This is a genomic window from Streptomyces sp. NBRC 110028 (genome assembly GCF_001417735.1).
Taxonomy (GTDB): domain Bacteria; phylum Actinomycetota; class Actinomycetes; order Streptomycetales; family Streptomycetaceae; genus Streptomyces.
The window spans coordinates 15,933-33,065 of record NZ_BBUZ01000059.1 but is presented as its reverse complement, the minus strand read 5'-3'; the positions used below and the strand labels follow the sequence as shown (position 1 = coordinate 33,065).

The window sequence follows — 17,133 nt, the reverse complement described above, 5'->3', positions numbered from 1 at the left end:
TGGACGCTGCGCAGGAACTTGCGACGACCGTAGGTTCTGTGCCGGAAGAGGGGGAGCAGATGACGCGAGCCGACAACGACTGACTACGCAACACAGCAGCCTCCGTCGGGATCATCCGGCGGGGGCTTTTTTGCATTCTGGATCAGGATGCCAGTCCGGACCGCTTAGCCATGGCCAGCAGCTCCGGCCGACTCCGTTGGTGCAGCGTCCACAGCACCCGCAGCACCTCTCGCGCCATCGGATGGATCTCCGCCATCTGCGGCGCGACGCGGTAGGCGAGCTTCAATGCCTCCTCCGCGCCCACAAGATCCTTCGTTGCCAATCGAGCACGCGCAGCGTCGATCGCCAGCCGGCCGACGCGTGAAGGCTTGAGTCCCGGGGGAGGGGTCTTGAGGAGCGGGGCCGCCACCTCAGCAGCCTTATCGGGGTGGTTCAGCTCGATCTGAGCAGCCAGTTCGTACAGCGCCGTGTTGCCCTGTCCAAACGTCAGGTTGTGCCTAAGGACGTCGGGGCCGCTGATCTGCTCTGCCAACGCTGTTGCCCGTCGTACATGGTCCGCGGTGGCGTTCGGGTCCCTGTGGCGCGAGGCCAGGACGATGCCGCGAAGGTGAAGTGAGCCGAGATGGACGACGTGCTCTAGACCGTCACCGGGAGCCGACTCGTAACGCACGATGGCGCGCTCAATGATGGCCATGCCGTCGGCGTACTCGCCAGCGCTCTGGTACGTACCTGCCTCATTCCACGCCGCCGCCGCTTCGGCCGATGGGTTCCACGTCTGCCGTGCTGCCCACGTCTGACGGCTGACGATCATGTCGGCCAGATCCGGTTGACGGAATCTATGTGCCACGGCGTATGCGCAGCTGTACACGTCGGCCACCTGTCCCCACGCCATAGCGTCACCATCAGACGACATCGCGGTGGCAGTCACCTGTCCGAGCAGTGTGGGGAGGAGCTGAAGCAGATCCAGGTAGCTCGTGTCCGCGCGGAGATCAGCCGCGAGCTTCAGCGACGCCGCCAACTCATCCGGCGGCGGCACGTCCTCTCGCGGAAGCGTGTGCCGACGAACGGCCGTGCGTAGCCCGTCCAGTAGCTCGTGCTGCTGCGACGGATCGTCGAAAGGATCGCCGTAGATGCGCGCGGTGGTCACTCGAAGCGCGCTGGCTGCAGCTGCGACGTTCGGTGGTGTGGCCGCTCGCAAGCCGGTTTCAATCTTGCTCAGATACGAGAGCGAGATACCCATGCGACGAGCCAGAGCCGCCTGACTGATTCCGCGCGTCTTCCTCAAGACCGCGATGTTCTCACCCGCTGACGGAGCCGTGTGCATAGACACACGATCGCACGCGGACGAGAAGACGGCCCGAGAGAGCTTTGGTCGGTTCCCTCTCGGGCTGTGGCCCCCGCCTCGCTTCCCCGTTTCGCATCGGGTGGGGCGGGGGCCGCCCTCAATCTCCGCTCGTCGGTGCGCTATGACCTCTTCTGGCCGGCGAGCGGAATCAACGAGGTGAGCCGCTGACTCGTTCGGATCTACCCCGGCCGAACTAAGGGCGCCCGCCAGTAGGTCATCGGATGCGTGGGTTTCGCGGGCGGGTGTTCCAGCGGTAGAGGGTCCAGGCGCGTCGGATCAGGCAGCGGACCGTGATGACGGTGCAGGGATCCGGCCAATGGCTTCGGGTCAGGTCCGCTTGCGGCTCGCGATCTCCTCGGAGAGCCGCTGCACGTGGGCGGGGTCCGCGTCCCGGGCAAGGGCGACGTAGTGGTCCCTGACGGCCGGCCGGTAGCGCACGGGCAACGTCTGTCCTGGGGCGAGTCGGGTGAGCTCGGTGATCGTGAGGTCTTCGTCTGCGATACCGCGGAACGAGCGGCCGCCGGCGGTCTCCACGTCGAACATCAAGACCACGCGCGGGTTGCTGTTGACCTCCCGCCAGTCGACGAGAACGCCGAGCGCAAGCGCCCCCGTACGCAGTTCCGCATTGCGCTGCCGTGCATCACTGCTCAGGAGCGGGTTCGGGGCGACGCCCGGGAAATCGGGCCCGACACCGAGCGATTCCCGACTCAGGTCGGGCCTGAGCTGCGCCATCACATCGTTCAGCTTCTTCTGCGAACTGAACATGTTGATGGTGAGCTTCTTCTTCGAACCGAACATCCTGACCCCTCCCTCACGCCGGTGCCGGAATCTCAGCCGGGTGCTTCGCACTCCGCGCGATTGTACGAGCGTCCGGCAGCAGGTGCTGGCAGCGGGGCAGGCACGGTTCACCCGATCATGGAGTTCTCTACGCTTCATGATCACCAAGGGATCCGTGCCTGCCGTCCCATCATGCATTCTCGACCCGATCCGCGACCAGTTCCTCGCGCTCCTGCCCGTGCGCGAGGACCGGCACCCGCTGGGCTGTCACAACCCCCGGATCAGCGACGCCGTCGTCTTCGACCGGCTGGTGCAGGTCCTGGTCTTCGGCTGCGGATACGAACGCGCCGCCGACGAACACTGCTCGGCCACCACCTTGCGCCGACGCCGGGACGAGTGGATCTCCGAAGGCGTGATGGAGAGCCTGCGGCTGCTCGCGCTCGCCGCCTACGACCGCATGATCGGCCTCGAACTCGACCGCCTGAGCGCCGACGGCTGCATCACCAAGGCGCCCTCCGGCGGTGAATGCGCCGGGAAGAGCCCGGTCGACCGTGCCAAACTCGGTCTGAAACGCTCGCAGTTGACCGACGGCACCGGCATACCCCTGGTCACCGAGCCAGCACCGGCCAACGTCCGCGACCACACCCTGCTGCCCGCCACCCTCGACCGCTTCACCGCCCTCGAACAGGCCCTCGGACCGCTGCCGGAGCATCCACATCTCGCCCTGGACGCCGGCTACGACTACCGGATCGTCCACGACGACCTGGCCGGCCGCAGGATCGATGCCCGTATCGCCCCGCGCGGCGCGAAGACCCCGATCCAGACCGGCGGCCGGTGGGTCGTCGAGCGCACGAACTCCTGGATGAACAACTTCGGCAAGCTCCGACGCTGCACCGAACGCCGGAGAAAGGCCGTCGAGTTCTTCCTCGCCCTGGCCGCCACCGTCATCACGGTCCGCTGCCTGATCCGACGCGCCTGGACCCTCTACCGCTGGAACACCCGCCCGCGAAACCCACGCATCCGATGACCTACTGGCGGACGCCCTAACTAATGGGTGGCTCCGGCGGCTCACCTCTCCATCGCCCGTTCGCCATCACTGTCACAGACGGCGAACGGGCTCTTCTGCGTCAAGGCAGATGGAGGCGCTATGGGTCAGTACGGCGAATACCAGGACAAGGACAGTGAGAAGGGCCGTAAAGAGCCCGACCCGGGTGGAGACCAGGGCAACGGGCAGATTTCCGGCTGTATGGTCGTGGCGCCAGCGGTCGCGTTACTCGTGGCGGCCGTCGCTCTGATCCGCCGGGGGTAAGTATGAAGATCAGATCCCATCGGGTCATCGAGGGGGACGACGGCGAGATGTGGCCGGATGGAGAGGGCGCCAGGTTCTTCGGAGTCCCTGCATGGCTACTCTGCTTCGCGCTGTGCGCCGCTATGCCCGTCGCGCTGCTGGCCTACACCTTCGCGAGCCGCTGACGGCTCCGCCAGCCGCCCCGTCCGACGTCCGCCCTCGTGGCGGCGGGCGGGGCTTCTTTGTGCTCGGTGATGACATGAGGGTTGTTTCAGTTGGCGTGGGCGAGCTGGATTCCGGGTGTCGTGCCGTGCTCCTTGAGGAACGCGGTGATCCGGCGGAATGCCCCGGCCTGGGTGTCGTTCCAGAGCCCCAGGTCCGCCGGGCTGATCCGGCCCTCCGGGCTCACCGCGGTGGCCTCGACGAGGATCAGCCCGGTGCCGCCGGCGGCGCGCGAGGTGTAGTGCGAGAAGTGCCAGTCACCGGGCGCGCCGGTGGCCGGTCCGGAGGCCCGGCGGAGTACTGGCACATCGGTGCCCTCCAGATCCGGTTCGGGACGGTCGGTGACCGCAGGGAAAGGGGCGTGAAAAGGGTGCTCACGGCAGGCTCCGTCTCGTGCCTCCACCAGGGACGCTTAATACGAAAATCTTCGTAGTATGGTGGGTGTCAAACTACGAGAAGCTTCGTACAATGTGGGTTCCGGAACGACGCGACGAGGAGCGAGGAGCGGCAGTCGTGCAGACGCACAGTGCACCCGGGACGCAGCCGACGGGCCGTTCGCTGGAGCATCCGCGGCGCGCGGACATCCGCCTGGAGGACGTGCTGCACGCGCTGTCCGACCCCATGCGGCTGCGGGTGGTGCGGACGCTGGCCGAGGAGGACTGCGACCTGTCCTGTTCGGTGTTCGACCTGCCCGTCAGCAAGTCGACCACCACCCACCACTTCCGGGTGCTGCGCGAATGCGGCGTGATCCACCAGAACTACCGGGGCACCGCCAAGATGAACGGCCTGCGCCGCGCTGACCTGGACGCGCTGTTCCCCGGGCTGCTCGACAGCGTTCTGACCGCCATCACCCTCCAGGACGACCGGGCGGGCGACCACGGCTGAGGAGCGTCAGTCCTCCGCGCGGGCCGCGCCCAGCAGCTCCGCCCAGTCCGGGATCTTCACCCTCGTACGCCCCAGCGCCTCCCCGAGCGCCGCCTCCGCCGCCTCGATCCGCAGCCAGCCGGTCCACTCCACCGGCTCCACGCCCGCCGCGCGCAGCGCGGCGAGGGGGTCCTCCGCCACCGGCCGCGCCGCCAGGACTCCCGCGTCGGCGAGCAGCGAGGCGACCGTCTCCTTGGCGCACGGACGGTTGGTGCCGATCACCCCGGTCGGCCCGCGCTTGATCCACCCCGCCACGTACTCGCCGGGCGCGGGCACACCGCCGCGCAGCACCCGCCCCGCCGCGTTCGGCACGGTGCCCCGCCGCTCGTCGAACGGCAGCCCCGGCAGCGGAACGCCCCGGTAGCCCACCGACCGCAGCACCAGCTGCGCGTCGATGTCCTCGAAGACGCCCGTGCCCGCCACCCCGCCCCGCCCGTCCGGCGCGGTCCGCTCGAACCGTACGGCGCGCACCGCGCTCTCGCCGAGCAGCGCCGCCGGCCGCAGGAAGAAGCGCAGCTGGATGCGGCGCGGACGGCCCATGGGCTCGCGCCGCGCCCAGTCGCGCAGCACCTCGACGTTGCGCCGGCCGGCCGCGGGCAGCCCCGAGGGGTCGCGGTACGCCGGGTCCAGCGCCAGCTCATCGTCGCGCACCAGCACATCGGCACCGGTCAGCGAGCCCAGCTCGCGCAGCTCCTTGGTGGTGAACTTCGCCTGGGACGGGCCGCGACGGCCGACCATGTGCACATCGGTGACCCGGCTGTCGGCGAGCGCGCCGAGGGCGAGATGGGGGACGTCGGTGGGCCGCAGCTCCTCCGCCCCGCGCGCCAGGACGCGGGCCACGTCCACCGCGACATTGCCGACCCCGATGACGACGGCGGAGCGCGCCCCGAGCGCGAAGGTGTCGCCGGGGGCGTCCGGATGGGCGCTGTACCAGGAGACGAACTCGGTGGCGGAGCAGCTGCCCGGCAGCTCCTCGCCGGGCACACCGAGCCGCCGGTCGGTCGCCGCGCCCACGCAGTAGACCACCGCGTGGTAGAGCCCGAGCAGCCGCCGCGGCACCAGCGGCGGGGGACCCACGTGCACGTTGCCGAGGAAGCTGACCCGGGGGTGCTCCAGGACCGCGCGCAGGGTGTTCTGCAGCGACTTGATCTTCTCGTGGTCGGGCGCGACGCCGTAGCGCACCAGCCCGTACGGGCACGGCAGCCGGTCCAGCACATGCACCGACACCTCGGGGACGGCCTGCTGCTGGACGAGCGCCTGGGCGGCGTAGACGCCGCTCGGCCCGGATCCCACGACGGCGACGCGAAGCACGGAGGAACTCCTTCCGCAGGCTGTCTCCAGCATCGCACCCGGCGGACGACGGCGTCCGGCACCACGCGCCAGGCGACGGGGACAAGCGGCGGAAGGGGCTCCTGGGGTACGTGAGCCGCCCGCGCGAGCCGCTTACGAGGCCCGCTCAGGCGCGCCCTCACCGTGAGCCGCTCACCCCGACCGCGTCACTCCAGCTTCCGCATCCGGTGGATCTCACTGCTCTGCTGTGCGATCACATCGGTGGCCATCTCCTCCACCCGCACGTTGTTGCCGTGGCTGAGGACGTCCGTGGCCATGGAGACCGCGCCCCGGTGGTGGGCGATCATCAGCTTGAGGAAGAGCGCGTCGAAGCCGGCGCCCTTCGCGGCGCGCAGCGCGTCCAGCTGCTTCGGTGTGGCCATGCCGGGCATGGCGTCCGACCCGCCGTGATGGTGCTCTCCGCCCGCCGGACCGCCGCTGGTCCGCTGCCACCCCCGCATCGCGTCGATCTCCGGCCCCTGCGCCGCCGCGATGCGCTCGGCGATCCGTCCGACCTTGGCCGATCTCGCCCGGTCGGGGGCGAGGCCGGTCATGACCAGGGCCTGCCGATGGTGCTCGATCATCATGGTGACGTAATCGCGGTCGGCGGCGTTGGGGGAGTCGTCGTCGCCCGCCTTCGCCGCCTCATCGGCCGACAGGGTCTTCGCCGCCTCGCCCGGCCGCCCCGGGGCGATCACCGAGGGCTTCCCGCCCTGCGGACCCGCCCCGGTGTCCTGCCGGCCGCCCTCCGCCTCACAGCCGGTGAGGGCGAGTGCCGCGGCGACGGCCGTCGCCGCGAACGCCAGGGATGCGGCGTGACGCCTCGTACGCCCGTGCAACACCGTTTCCTCCAGGGAGAGTCGGGAATTTCCGCCATGACCATGATGCCGTCTGTTGTGGTGTACATGAGAGGCGCGATACTGCCCGAGTCCGTGCACCGTTCAACACCGGGCGGGCACAAGGGACGTCAAGGGAGGACGCAGTGAAGCCGTGGGAAAGATCCCCGCAGCGGCGCGGATACCTCGGTGCGGCCGTCGCAGCCTTCGGCCTGGTGGCCTCGTTGCTGGCGGCCGGCCCCGCGGCCGCGACACCGGACCCCGGTGACGCGCCGCACAGCGAGCGGGTGACGAAGGATCAGGCATCCGGCACCAGGACCGCCATCGAGAACGGCGAGATCCCCGGGGTGGACGAGATCGTTCACAGCGACAACGTCAGTCACCTCACCAACATCCCCAAGCAGGACCTCAAGGGAACCAATTCGGACCTCGCGTTCCAGGGCGGGTACGCCTTCGCGGGCAACTACGACGGCTTCGTCATCTACGACATCAGCCGGCCGGAGCGCCCGAAGATCGTCAGCCAGGTGCTCTGCCCCGGTTCGCAGAACGACGTCTCGGTCTCGGGGAATCTGCTCTTCCTCTCCACCGACTCCTCGCGCAGCGACAACTCCTGCAACAGCACCACGCAGCCCGCCACCGAGAAGTCCTCCTGGGAGGGCATGAAGGTCTTCGACATCAGCGACAAGCGCAACCCGCGGTACGTCGCCGCCGTCGAGACCTCATGCGGTTCGCACACCCACACCCTGGTGCCCGAGCGCCGGAACGTCTACATCTACGTGTCCTCGTACGCGCCCAGCGAGACCTTCCCGGACTGCCGGCCGCCGCACGACGGCATCTCCGTCGTCAAGGTGCCCCGCGAGGCGCCCGAGAAGGCCGCGGTCATCGACTTCCCCGTCCTCTTCCCGGACGGCGGCAACCCCGGCGCCCCGGCCAACCCGGGCGTCAGCCAGACCACCGGCTGCCATGACCTCACCACGTTCCCCGAACTGAAGCTGGCGGCGGGCGCGTGCATGGGCGACGGCATCCTCCTGGACATCGCCGACCCCGCGAAGCCACGGGTCATCGACCGCGTCGAGGACAACGTCAACTTCGCCTTCTGGCACTCGGCGACCTTCAACGAGCGCGGAAACAAGGTCGTGTTCACCGATGAGCTGGGCGGCGGTGGCGCCGCGACCTGCAACGACGCGACCGGTCCGAACCGCGGCGCCGACGGTGTCTACGACATCGTCGGCAAGGGCAACAAGCGGAAGCTGGTGTTCCGCAGCTACTACAAGATCCCGCGCCAGCAGGCCGCCACCGAGAACTGCGTCGCCCACAACGCCTCGCTGATCCCCGCCAAGGGCCGCGACATCGCGGTCCAGGCGTGGTATCAGGGCGGCGTGTCCATCTGGGACTTCACCGACTCCGACCACCCCGAGGAGATCGGCTACTTCGAGCGCGGGCCGATCTCGGCCGACACGCTGATCACCGGCGGCTCCTGGTCCGCGTACTACTACAACGGCTACATCTACTCGAACGACATCACCAAGGGCCTCGACGTCCTGAAGATCGACGACCGGCGCACGGACAGCGCCCGGTCGGTGCGGCTGCACGAGCTGAACGTGCAGACGCAGCCGGACTACCGCTGATCCGGGACCTCGCCGGGCGGCTCCCCGCCCGGCGGGACCCCCAGCTCCCGGTCCAGCCCGTAGCGCTGGAACAGCTCCGTCCGCAGCCGCTCCGGGTCCATCGGCGCCCCCGGCAGCAGCACCGCGACCACCGCGCCCATCAGCAGCGCGCGCAGCAGCTGGTAGTCGGCCTCGGGGTCCTGTGAGCCGTAGCGGGTGACCGTGTCGCGCAGCAGGGCGGCCAGCCGCTGCTGCTCCGGGCACTGGATGAACCCCTCCGCCACGAGGAGTCCGGCCATGTGCGTACGCATCAGCCGCGGTTGGTCCCGGGCGAGCCCCAGGATCGCGTCGATCGCGCGCGCCAGCAGTTCCCGCCCGGCGTCCGGACCCTCCGGGCGCGGCTCGCGCTCCAGCGCCCTGGCCAGTTCCCTGTGCATCAGCCGGTGCACGGCGGTCTGCAGCAGCTGGCGCTTGCCCGGGAAGTAGTACGAGACCAGGCCGCGGGCGGCTCCCGCCCGGTCGGCGATGTCGGCGAGCGTCGTCGCCTCGTAGCCGCGCTCACGGACCAGTTCGACCGTCGCCTGCAGCAGGCGGTCCTGGGATCGGCGGCGCAATTCCTCATTGACCGACGGGCTGCGAGGGGACATGCTGTAACTCCTGCGTTGGCTGGCTGCGAACCAATATACTCAGCCGACAGGCGGCTGTCCGGCGATCTTCGAGGATGGCTCGTTGTCTCCGCCGGTTCGGGCGACGCGGGGGATCGTCCGAACCGGCGGTTTCAGCCTCGTACGACCTGGTGGGCGAGTGCCACCAGGTTCGGGATGGCCGGATGTCCCACCCCCTCGCGCCACGCGAGGACGACGGGAACGGCCGGGGCGTCCGCGAGCGGACGGAAGACCAGCGAGGGGAGCGCGTGGTGGCTCGGGGTCGCCGAGGTGGAGATCCCCACGGCGCGGCCCGCCGCGATGGCGATGAGCCATTCGTCGGTGTTGGCCACCTCGATGGTCGCGGCGGGGCGCGCCGCCGGCGGCCACAGGTCCATCGTCGTGTTGCCGGAGACGGTGTTGACGGCGATCGGATGGGCGGCGAGGTCCGCCAGGGTGATCCGGGGGAGAGTCGCCAGTGGGCTGTCCGCCGGCATGACCACCAACCGCTCCTCCGACATCAGCACCTCCGTGCGGAGCCCGGCCGCGGTGACCTCGCCGCGGAGCAGGGCCGCGTCGACCTTCCCCTGGGTGAGGCCCGCCGTGCGGTCGTCGACGCGGAGCAGTTCCAGCGGGGTGCCGGGGTGGGTCTCGTCCCAGCGGCGCAGCAGCGGGACGGTGTGGTCGCCGAGCGCCGCCCACGGGTGGCCCAGCCGCAGCGGCCAGCTCCTCAAGGCCCCGGGGTCCAGCGCGGTCTCGACGGCGGCCAGGGCGGCGAGGGCCTTGTCGCGGAACATACGGCCGCCGGAGGTCAGCTCCAGGTGGTGGGTGGAGCGGTCGACGAGGCGGGCGCCGAAGTGATCCTCCAGCTGGCGCAGGGTACGGGACAGCGCGGGCTGGCTCAGATGGAGGCGGGCGGCGGCACGGGTGATGTTGCCCTCCTCGGCGATGGCGAGGAAGGCCCGCAGATGCCGCAGCTCGATGGTCATGTCCGGGAAGCATAACCACAGGGAAACGCGCATTTCACGCGACCTGGTCCGGGTTCCTAGCGTGAGGGCGTGACTTCCCCGGTGCCCAGCTCCCGCGCGACGACCGCGACGACGCCCCCTCCGGCTCTCCTTCGCCGCCCTCCCGGCCGCGGCATGCTCGGCGGCGTCGGCCTGGTGCTGACCGGCACCGTGTCCGTGCAGTTCGGGTCGGCGGTCGCCGCGCTGCTGTTCCCTCGCGCCGGGGCGCTCGGCACGGTCGCGCTGCGGATCACGATCGCCGCGGTGCTGCTGCTGGTCATCACCCGGCCCCGCCCGCGCGGCTACGCGCGCGCCGACTGGGCGGTGGTCTGCGGGTTCGGGCTGGCCCTCGGCGGCATGAACATCCTTTTCTACCAGGCGATCGACCGCATTCCCCTGGGCACCGCGGTCACCCTCGAAGTGCTCGGGCCGCTGCTGCTGTCGGTCGTCGCCTCGCGCCGCGCCGCCGGCCTGCTGTGGGCCGGTCTCGCCCTGGCCGGGGTGTATCTGCTGGGCCACGGCGGCTTCGGCCGGCTCAACGCCCCGGGCGTGGCCTTCGCGCTCGGCGCCGGGGTGATGTGGGCGGCGTACATCGTCCTGGGCGCCCGCGCGGGCGCCCGCTTCCCCCGGCTGGACGGTCTGACGATCGCGATGTCCGTCGCCGCGCTGGTCAGCCTGCTCCTGGGCGTCGGCGCTTCGGGCGGGGCGCTCCTGGACCCGGTGGCGCTCGGTCTGGGCCTCGCGATCGCGGTGATGAGCTCGGGCGTGCCCTACGCCCTGGAACTGCTCGCCCTGCGCCGGCTGCCCGCGGCGACGTTCGCGGTGCTGACGAGCCTGGCCCCGGCCGTCGCCGCGGCGGCGGGCTGTCTGGTGCTGGACCAGGGGCTGTCGCTGTCGCAGTGCGCCGCCATCGCGATGGTGGTCGCGGCGACCGCGGGCGCGGTGCGTACGGCGGCCCGGAACCGGGGCATATGAGTGATGCGCGAAACGCGTACGGGGGTGGGGCTTCGGGCGGTCCCGCGGGCGCGGCCCGCATGTGCGCGGCGTCGAACTGATGGACCAGCGCGGCCTGCTGGACCGGTTCCTCGCGGCCGGTGTGAACCGGCCACGGCTTGCGGATACCGCCGAAGTAGCCGCCGGCCGCGGACTGCTGCTCGACGGGACGGGCCGCCTTCGGCGGCCGGGGCACGGCCGGGATGCCACCGACGTGCCCCGGCGGCCTCAGCGCGGGGCGCGTATGCCGTCGATGATGCGGGTCCAGTTGTCGCCACCGTGTCCGTCGTCGACCGCGCGCCGGTAGTGGGCCTGCACGGCCGCCGGGAGAGCGAGGTCGAGGCCGAGCGAGGCGCTGGTCTCCACGATGTGGTCGGACGTCGCGCCCATCATCGTGACGGTACTGAGCCCGCCCGGATGCTCCCCGGCGTCCAGTGCGGCGCCGGGAGTCTCCTCGCCCGCTCGCACGATCGCGCCGATCGAGTCGGCGAGGGAGAGCAGCTCCGGCAGCGCCTCCCGGGCCGTCATCCCCACGCTGCCCAGCATCGCGGTCGCGTGCATCAGCCCGGACAGGGCGGTGAGGAACACCGTGAGCTGAGCCTGGTACATCATCTGCGCGAGACCCGGGTCCTCACCCAGGTGGTTCGGTGTGCCGAGCAGGGTCAGCGCCGCCCGGTGACGCTCCATCACCTCCCGGGGGCCGCTGTAGTAGACGTAGGACGCCTCCGTGCCGACCATCGGCGCCGGGACCATGACGCCGCCGGTGAGGAAGGCGGCGCCGTGGTCCGCCGCCCAGGCGCTTGCCGCGCGGGTCCGGTCGGGAGTGTCCGAACTGAGGTTGACCAGCGTCCTGCCGGCGAGCGAACCGGAGACGCCGCCCAGGATGTCGTACATCGCGCGGTAGTCGGTGAGGCTGAGGACCACCAGATCGCTCGCCTCGACCGCCTCGGCCGGGGTGGCCGCGCGGGTGGCGCCGTCAGCGACGACTCCGTCGGCCCGGCTGACGGTGCGGTTCCAGACGGTGACCGGATGGCCGGCGGTGAGGAAGGTGCGGGTCATGGCCTGGCCCATCGGCCCGAGCCCGAGGACGGTGACAGGGCTGTCCCGCCGTGGAATGGGGGTGTGTTGTTCGTTCACCCCTCCATGATCGGAAGGCGCCACTATCGTCGGAAGTACCCACTTAATACTGCGGTACTTACCTTTTTGTAAGGGAGAGTCTGGCGATGGCGAGAGCGCCGAGAAGCGGGCCCTACATCTGTGGCATCGACGCCGCCCTCGATGTCGTGAGCGGCAAGTGGAAGGGGCTGATCCTCTGGGAACTCCACGCCCATCGCGTATGCCGCTTCTCCGAACTCCGTCGCGGCCTGCCGGGCGTCACCGAGAAGATGCTGACCCAGCACCTGCGCGAGATGGAGCAGGACGGCCTCGTGCACCGGGAGGTCTACCCCGAGGTGCCGCCCAAGGTGGAGTACTCCCTGACCCAGCACGGGCACACCCTCATCGAAGCCCTCGGGCCGCTCGGCGCCTGGGGCACTCAGCGGATCCGGCGCGAAGGGCACGGGATGGTCGATCTGGGCGAGTCCGTGCCCTGACCGGCGCCCGGCCGCGCCCGGTCGGCCACTTCCCCGCCTCAGACGAGAACAGGGAGAGCCGTCAGGCCGCGAACCAGGCGCGTCGGGCGCCAGACCAGTTGTGCCGGGAGCACCGCCGGCCGGAGGCCGGGAAAGCGGGTCAGGACTTTCCGGAGGGCGATTTCCGCCTCGGCTCTGGCCAGCGGAGCGCCGACGCACCGGTGGATACCGTGGCCGAAGCCGAGGTGTCCGGTGGCGTCCCGTCCCAGGTCGAGCCGTTCGGGTTCGGCGAAGCGGGCGGGATCGCGGTTGGCGGCTCCGATGGCCACCTGCACCGGAGCGCCGGCGGGGATCTCGGTGCCCCCGAGGGTGACGGGCTCGGTGGTGTACCGGAACGTGGCCGTGCTGACGGGGGAGCTGTGGCGGAGCAACTCGTCCAGCGCGCCCGGTACGAGGTCCGGTGCGTGGCGCAACCGTTCCAGTTCGGTGGGCTGTTGCAGGAGCGCGAGGAGCGCGCTGCCGATGAAGTTGGTGGTGGTCTCGTGCCCGGCGACGAGGAGGAGGACGGCGAGGGACACCAGTTCCTCCTCGCCGAGCCGGTCTCCGCCGTCGCGGACCCGGATGAGATGGTCCAGAAGGGCGCCGCCGGGCCGGTCTCGTCTCTCGGCGATGAGGCCCGCCATGTAGTCGGCCATCGCATGGGAAGCCGCGTCGATCCGTTGGGACTGTCCTGCCGCGAACAGGTCGGCGGACCAGCGCCTGACGTCCGGCCGGTCGTCTTCGGGTACTCCGAGCAGTTCGCAGATCACGGTGACGGGAAGGGGCAGGGCCAGGTCGGCGACGACGTCGACCTCGCCATGTGTGGGCCACTCGGCGAGGAGGGCGTCGGTCACCCGCTCGATGAACGGGCGCAGCGCGGCGACGGCTCCCGTGGTGAACGCCTTGGTCACCAGCTTGCGCAGCCGTGTGTGCCGCGGAGGGTCGCTGGCCAGCATGTTCCGCGTCACGGCGGGGTGCAGTCGGCGTGTGGAGCCCTTGCCGGCGAAGAAGGCGGAGGTGTTCTTCGACAGGCGTGGGTCGCCGAGCGCCTGCCTGGCTTCCGCGTATCCGGTCACGAGGTAACCGGTGTGCCCGGAGGAGCCGCCCTCCACGAGCCGGACCGGGCACGCGGGTCGCGGCTCCTGGTGCTCCCGCGGGGATTGCTTCATGGTGTCGGGCTCCCATCCGTTCGGCCCTGGGACTCGGGGTGGATCCGCTCGACGCGGTCGCGCTCGGCGCGCAGGCCCCAGTAAAGGCCGGTGAGGTACCCGGGTCGACCAGCGGCCCGGGTCCGAGCGTGTTGGGCAGCCGAGTCCTGACCCGTGACGCCCGCCGGCCCGGCGCCACTCGGGGCGCCCATGCCGATGTCCCTTTCGGGGGCCTGATGGGGGGCGATCACGCGAGCAGGGTGGTTTCCTGCAGCTTCTCGACGGCCTGGACGAGGGGGGCGAGCTCCGCTTCGGTGGAGGCCTGGTCGAGGGCTTCGCGCAGTGCGGTGTTGTGGGTGGGGCGGGCCTCTTCCAGCAGGCGCGCCCCCTTGTCGGTGACGTCGACGTAGATGCCGCGGCGGTCGGTGGGGCACAGGTAGCGCGAGAGCAGGCCGCGGTCCTCCAGCCGGGTCACCAGCCGTGTGGTCGCGCTCTGGCTCAGCACGACGGAGTCGGCGACCTGGCGCATCTGCAGGTGCCCGCCCTCCCCGTCGTGCTGGCGGCTGAGGACGTCCAGCAGGGAGTACTCGCGTGCGCTGAGGTCGTGGGAGGCCTGCAGGGCACGCTCGACGCGCCCTTCGATGCGGCCGTGCAGCAGCGACAGGGCCGACCAGCTGTGCGCCAGGGCGGTCATCGCCGGATCGGTGGCAGTCATGATCAGCGCTCTCTTTCCGGTGTCGGCCGGGTTCACCGCTCTCGTCTTCGCACCCACTATACCCGCGCTTGCATTAGTAGGCGTGTGCAATTATTGTCCAAGCGTGTAGTCGCCTTGCGCGTTACTTTCGTCGCGCATGCCCCTCGAGTACGTCAAAGGACCCCCTCTCATGCCGCTCGCACTGCTGGCCCTGGCCATCGGGGCCTTCGGAATCGGCACCACCGAGTTCGTGATCATGGGCCTGTTGCCCCAGGTCGGCGCGGACCTCGATGTGTCCGTGCCGACGGCCGGCTATCTGGTCACCGGATACGCCCTCGGTGTCATGGCCGGCGCCCCGGTCATGACCGCCCTCGGCACCAAGATCTCCCGTAAGAACATGCTCATGCTGCTCATGGGCCTGTTCATCCTCGGCAACCTCATCTCGGCCCTCGCGCCCGTCTTCGCCGTCATGCTGATCGGGCGGGTGGTGGCCTCGCTGGCCCACGGCGCGTTCTTCGGCATCGGCGCGGTCGTGGCCGCCGAACTGGTGGCCCCCGAGAAGAAGGCCGGCGCGATCTCGATGATGTTCACCGGCCTCACCGTGGCCAACGTCATCGGCGTTCCCCTGGGCACCTTCGTGGGCCAGAGCGCCGGCTGGCGCGTCACCTTCCTCATCGTCGCCGCCCTCGGGGTGCTCGGCCTGGCCGGCGTCGCCAAGCTGGTCCCCGACCTCCCCAAGCCGGAGGGCGTACGGCTGCGGCACGAGCTGGCCGCCTTCAAGGACGCTCAGGTCGTCCTGGCCATGGCCATGACCGTGCTCGGCTTCGGCGGCGTGTTCGCCGCGATCACCTACATCGCCCCGATGGCCACCGAGGTCGGCGGCTTCGCGGAGTCCTCCCTCACCTGGCTCATGGTCGTCTTCGGCCTCGGCATGGTGGGCGGCAACCTCATCGGCGGGCGGTTCGCGGACCGCAAGCTCATGCCGATGCTCCTCACCGCGCTCGGCGGGCTGTCGGTGGTCCTGTTCCTGTTCACCTTCCTCGCCTCGGGCAAGGCGACGACGGTCGCTGCGGTCTTCCTGATCGGGGCGCTCGGGTTCGCCACCGTCCCGCCGCTGCAGAAGCGGGTCCTGGACCACGCCCACGGCGCGCCGACGCTGGCCTCGGCCCTCAACATCGGCGCGTTCAACCTGGGCAACGCCCTGTCCGCCTGGCTCGGCGGTCTCGTGATCTCCGCCGGTCTCGGCTACACCGCGCCGAACGTCGTGGGCGCCGCCCTGGCCGCCGCCGCGCTGCTGCTGGCCCTCGTCTCCCGCCGCCTGGAACGGCGCCCCGCCGCCTCCCGCGTCGCCGCCTCCGGGCGCCCCGCGCAGGACCACGCCCCCGCTCCAACCGCCATGCGGTGACCGCGCGGACGGCCATGCGCCGGGATCTCGGGGGGCACGCCAGGTGGCCGGTCGGCCGGCCGCCGAGCGAGCGGGTCGTCACCGAGTACCGGGGCGTGCCGCCCGGTCCCCGTGCCTCGTTGCACACCCGGGCGGGGCGGCCCCCGGCGGTCAGCCGCAGCAGTCGCACCCGGGGCGGCAGCCGCAGGCGTCCGTCTCCTGCCGCTGGGCGGGGATCGCGGCGGCAGGAGCCGCGCAGCATCCCTCGCCCTGCCAGGCGTCGCGGCCTTCCTTGACCGCGATGGCGGCGATGACCAGCGCGGCGATGGGGTCGGCCCAGGACCAGCCCACGGTGGCGTTGAGGACCAGCCCGGCCAGGAGGACGGCGGACAGGTAGGTGCACAGGAGGGTCTGCCGGGAGTCGGCGACCGCGGAGGCGGAGCCGAGTTCGCGGCCCGCGCGGCGCTGGGCGGCGGACAGGAAGGGCATCACCGCGAGGGAGAGGGCCGCGATGACGATGCCGGGGAGGGAGCGTTCGGCCTCGCCGGTGCCGGTCAGCGCGCGGACGGCGTCGGCGGCGACGTACGCGGCGAGTGCGAAGAAGGAAACGGCGATGATCCGCAGGGTCGTCTTCTCGCGGGCCGCACGCGCGTGGTGGTCGCGGGCGGAGAACTGCCACGCGACGGCGGTGGCGGAGGACACCTCGATGACGGAGTCCAGGCCGAAGCCGATCAGGGCGGTGGACGAGGCGAGCGTACCGGCGGTGACGGCGGCGATCGCCTCGATGACGTTGTAGGTGATGGTCGCGGCGACCAGCAGGCGTATCCGGCGGGTGAGCGCGTCGCGGCGGGCCGGGGAGGGCCCGAGGGGCATCGGGATCCCGGCGGCCATCAGCAGCAGTCCTTCGCCTCGGCGTCCGGGCAGGTGCGGTCGGTGGCGACGGCCACCACTGCGGCGCGCAGGTCGTCGAGTGCGTGGCCGAGGCGTTCGTCGGCCAGTTCGTACCGGGTGCGGCGGCCGTCCGGGACGGTGACCACCAGTCCGCAATCGAGCAGGCAGGCCAGGTGGTTGGACAACCGGGTCCGCGAGACGCCGAGCGCGTCGGCGAGGGCGGCGGGGTAGGCCGGGGCCTGGCGGAGGGCGAGCAGGATGCGGCAGCGGATCGGGTCGGCGAGCGCGCGGCCGAACCGGGCCAGCACCTCGATGTCGGAGGCAACAGTCAGCACCACTCGACAGTACACGGAAACCTGAATTCAGGAAATCGTGAACCAGGTCATCTGTGCCGGGGAATGCCGCCCGGTCGGTCGGCGTGCGCCGTCGGGGTG

17 protein-coding genes and 1 pseudogene are annotated in these 17,133 nt (G+C 70.8%); 6 read left to right on the top strand and 12 right to left on the bottom strand.

Annotated elements, in window-relative coordinates:
- Positions 1–142: 142 nt before the first annotated feature.
- Both ASC60_RS36780 and ASC60_RS36775 read right to left on the bottom strand, forming a co-directional pair.
- Entirely contained in the window at positions 143–1,324 is a 1,182-nt protein-coding gene (locus ASC60_RS36780) for a helix-turn-helix domain-containing protein (protein ID WP_079038873.1), read from the bottom strand.
- A gap of 348 nt (positions 1,325–1,672) precedes the next feature.
- Positions 1,673–2,143 carry a hypothetical protein gene (locus ASC60_RS36775; protein ID WP_234357293.1) on the bottom strand — a complete coding sequence of 157 codons (471 nt, stop codon included), beginning with the start codon at positions 2,141–2,143 and terminating at the stop codon, positions 1,673–1,675.
- A gap of 154 nt (positions 2,144–2,297) precedes the next feature.
- On the opposite strand from ASC60_RS36775, the gene ASC60_RS36770 reads away from it, so the two are divergent.
- Entirely contained in the window at positions 2,298–3,149 is an 852-nt protein-coding gene (locus tag ASC60_RS36770; RefSeq protein ID WP_055558076.1) for an IS5 family transposase, read from the top strand.
- Between the two features lie 538 nt (positions 3,150–3,687).
- Here ASC60_RS36770 and ASC60_RS36765 read toward each other — a convergent pair.
- Positions 3,688–4,010: pseudogene (locus ASC60_RS36765) on the bottom strand (NADH:flavin oxidoreductase/NADH oxidase); the annotation flags it as partial.
- A gap of 135 nt (positions 4,011–4,145) precedes the next feature.
- Here ASC60_RS36765 and ASC60_RS36760 point away from each other — a divergent pair.
- Positions 4,146–4,517: a helix-turn-helix transcriptional regulator gene (locus ASC60_RS36760; protein ID WP_055558070.1), complete on the top strand. Its 372-nt coding sequence runs from the start codon at positions 4,146–4,148 to the stop codon at positions 4,515–4,517.
- A gap of 6 nt (positions 4,518–4,523) precedes the next feature.
- On the opposite strand, the gene ASC60_RS36755 is transcribed toward ASC60_RS36760, so the two are convergent.
- A complete protein-coding gene (locus ASC60_RS36755) occupies positions 4,524–5,867 on the bottom strand; it encodes an FAD-dependent oxidoreductase (RefSeq protein ID WP_055558069.1) in 1,344 nt (447 codons plus the stop codon).
- A 185-nt stretch (positions 5,868–6,052) separates the two neighbouring features.
- On the bottom strand, positions 6,053–6,727 hold the full coding sequence (locus ASC60_RS36750) for a DUF305 domain-containing protein (RefSeq protein WP_055558068.1): 675 nt from the start codon (positions 6,725–6,727) through the stop codon (positions 6,053–6,055).
- A gap of 140 nt (positions 6,728–6,867) precedes the next feature.
- On the opposite strand from ASC60_RS36750, the gene ASC60_RS36745 reads away from it, so the two are divergent.
- Positions 6,868–8,349, top strand: coding sequence for an LVIVD repeat-containing protein (locus tag ASC60_RS36745; protein ID WP_055558067.1), 1,482 nt, complete (start codon positions 6,868–6,870; stop codon positions 8,347–8,349).
- On the opposite strand, the gene ASC60_RS36740 is transcribed toward ASC60_RS36745, so the two are convergent.
- Together ASC60_RS36740 and ASC60_RS36735 are read right to left on the bottom strand one after the other, a co-directional pair.
- Complete coding sequence (locus ASC60_RS36740) at positions 8,340–8,975, bottom strand: TetR/AcrR family transcriptional regulator (RefSeq protein ID WP_055558066.1); 636 nt, start codon at positions 8,973–8,975, stop codon at positions 8,340–8,342. The genes ASC60_RS36745 and ASC60_RS36740 overlap by 10 nt on opposite strands.
- A gap of 131 nt (positions 8,976–9,106) precedes the next feature.
- Positions 9,107–9,961: a LysR family transcriptional regulator gene (locus ASC60_RS36735; protein ID WP_055558065.1), complete on the bottom strand. Its 855-nt coding sequence runs from the start codon at positions 9,959–9,961 to the stop codon at positions 9,107–9,109.
- Positions 9,962–10,030: 69 nt separating this feature from the next.
- Here ASC60_RS36735 and ASC60_RS36730 point away from each other — a divergent pair, with 69 nt between their 5' ends.
- Positions 10,031–10,954: a DMT family transporter gene (locus ASC60_RS36730; protein ID WP_055558064.1), complete on the top strand. Its 924-nt coding sequence runs from the start codon at positions 10,031–10,033 to the stop codon at positions 10,952–10,954.
- Positions 10,955–11,200: 246 nt separating this feature from the next.
- Here ASC60_RS36730 and ASC60_RS36725 read toward each other — a convergent pair whose 3' ends face one another.
- The gene (locus ASC60_RS36725) at positions 11,201–12,109 is read right to left on the bottom strand and encodes an NAD(P)-dependent oxidoreductase (protein ID WP_055558063.1); all 909 of its coding nucleotides are present in this window, start codon (positions 12,107–12,109) and stop codon (positions 11,201–11,203) included.
- Positions 12,110–12,195: 86 nt separating this feature from the next.
- Between ASC60_RS36725 and ASC60_RS36720 the strand changes: the two genes are divergently transcribed.
- A complete protein-coding gene (locus ASC60_RS36720) occupies positions 12,196–12,564 on the top strand; it encodes a helix-turn-helix domain-containing protein (protein ID WP_055558062.1) in 369 nt (122 codons plus the stop codon).
- A 38-nt stretch (positions 12,565–12,602) separates the two neighbouring features.
- Here ASC60_RS36720 and ASC60_RS36715 read toward each other — a convergent pair whose 3' ends face one another.
- Positions 12,603–13,751: a cytochrome P450 gene (locus tag ASC60_RS36715; protein WP_055558061.1), complete on the bottom strand. Its 1,149-nt coding sequence runs from the start codon at positions 13,749–13,751 to the stop codon at positions 12,603–12,605.
- 226 nt (positions 13,752–13,977) lie between these two features.
- The gene (locus ASC60_RS36705) at positions 13,978–14,445 is read right to left on the bottom strand and encodes a MarR family winged helix-turn-helix transcriptional regulator (RefSeq protein WP_055558075.1); all 468 of its coding nucleotides are present in this window, start codon (positions 14,443–14,445) and stop codon (positions 13,978–13,980) included.
- A gap of 169 nt (positions 14,446–14,614) precedes the next feature.
- Here ASC60_RS36705 and ASC60_RS36700 point away from each other — a divergent pair, with 169 nt between their 5' ends.
- A complete protein-coding gene (locus ASC60_RS36700; RefSeq protein WP_055558059.1) occupies positions 14,615–15,829 on the top strand; it encodes an MFS transporter in 1,215 nt (404 codons plus the stop codon).
- 150 nt (positions 15,830–15,979) lie between these two features.
- Here ASC60_RS36700 and ASC60_RS36695 read toward each other — a convergent pair whose 3' ends face one another.
- Positions 15,980–16,699 (bottom strand): cation transporter, encoded by a 720-nt coding sequence (locus tag ASC60_RS36695; protein WP_055558058.1) that lies wholly within the window; start codon positions 16,697–16,699, stop codon positions 15,980–15,982.
- Positions 16,699–17,034, bottom strand: coding sequence for a helix-turn-helix transcriptional regulator (locus tag ASC60_RS36690; protein WP_055558074.1), 336 nt, complete (start codon positions 17,032–17,034; stop codon positions 16,699–16,701). Before ASC60_RS36690 ends, ASC60_RS36695 begins: the two co-directional genes overlap by 1 nt.
- Positions 17,035–17,133: the final 99 nt, after the last annotated feature.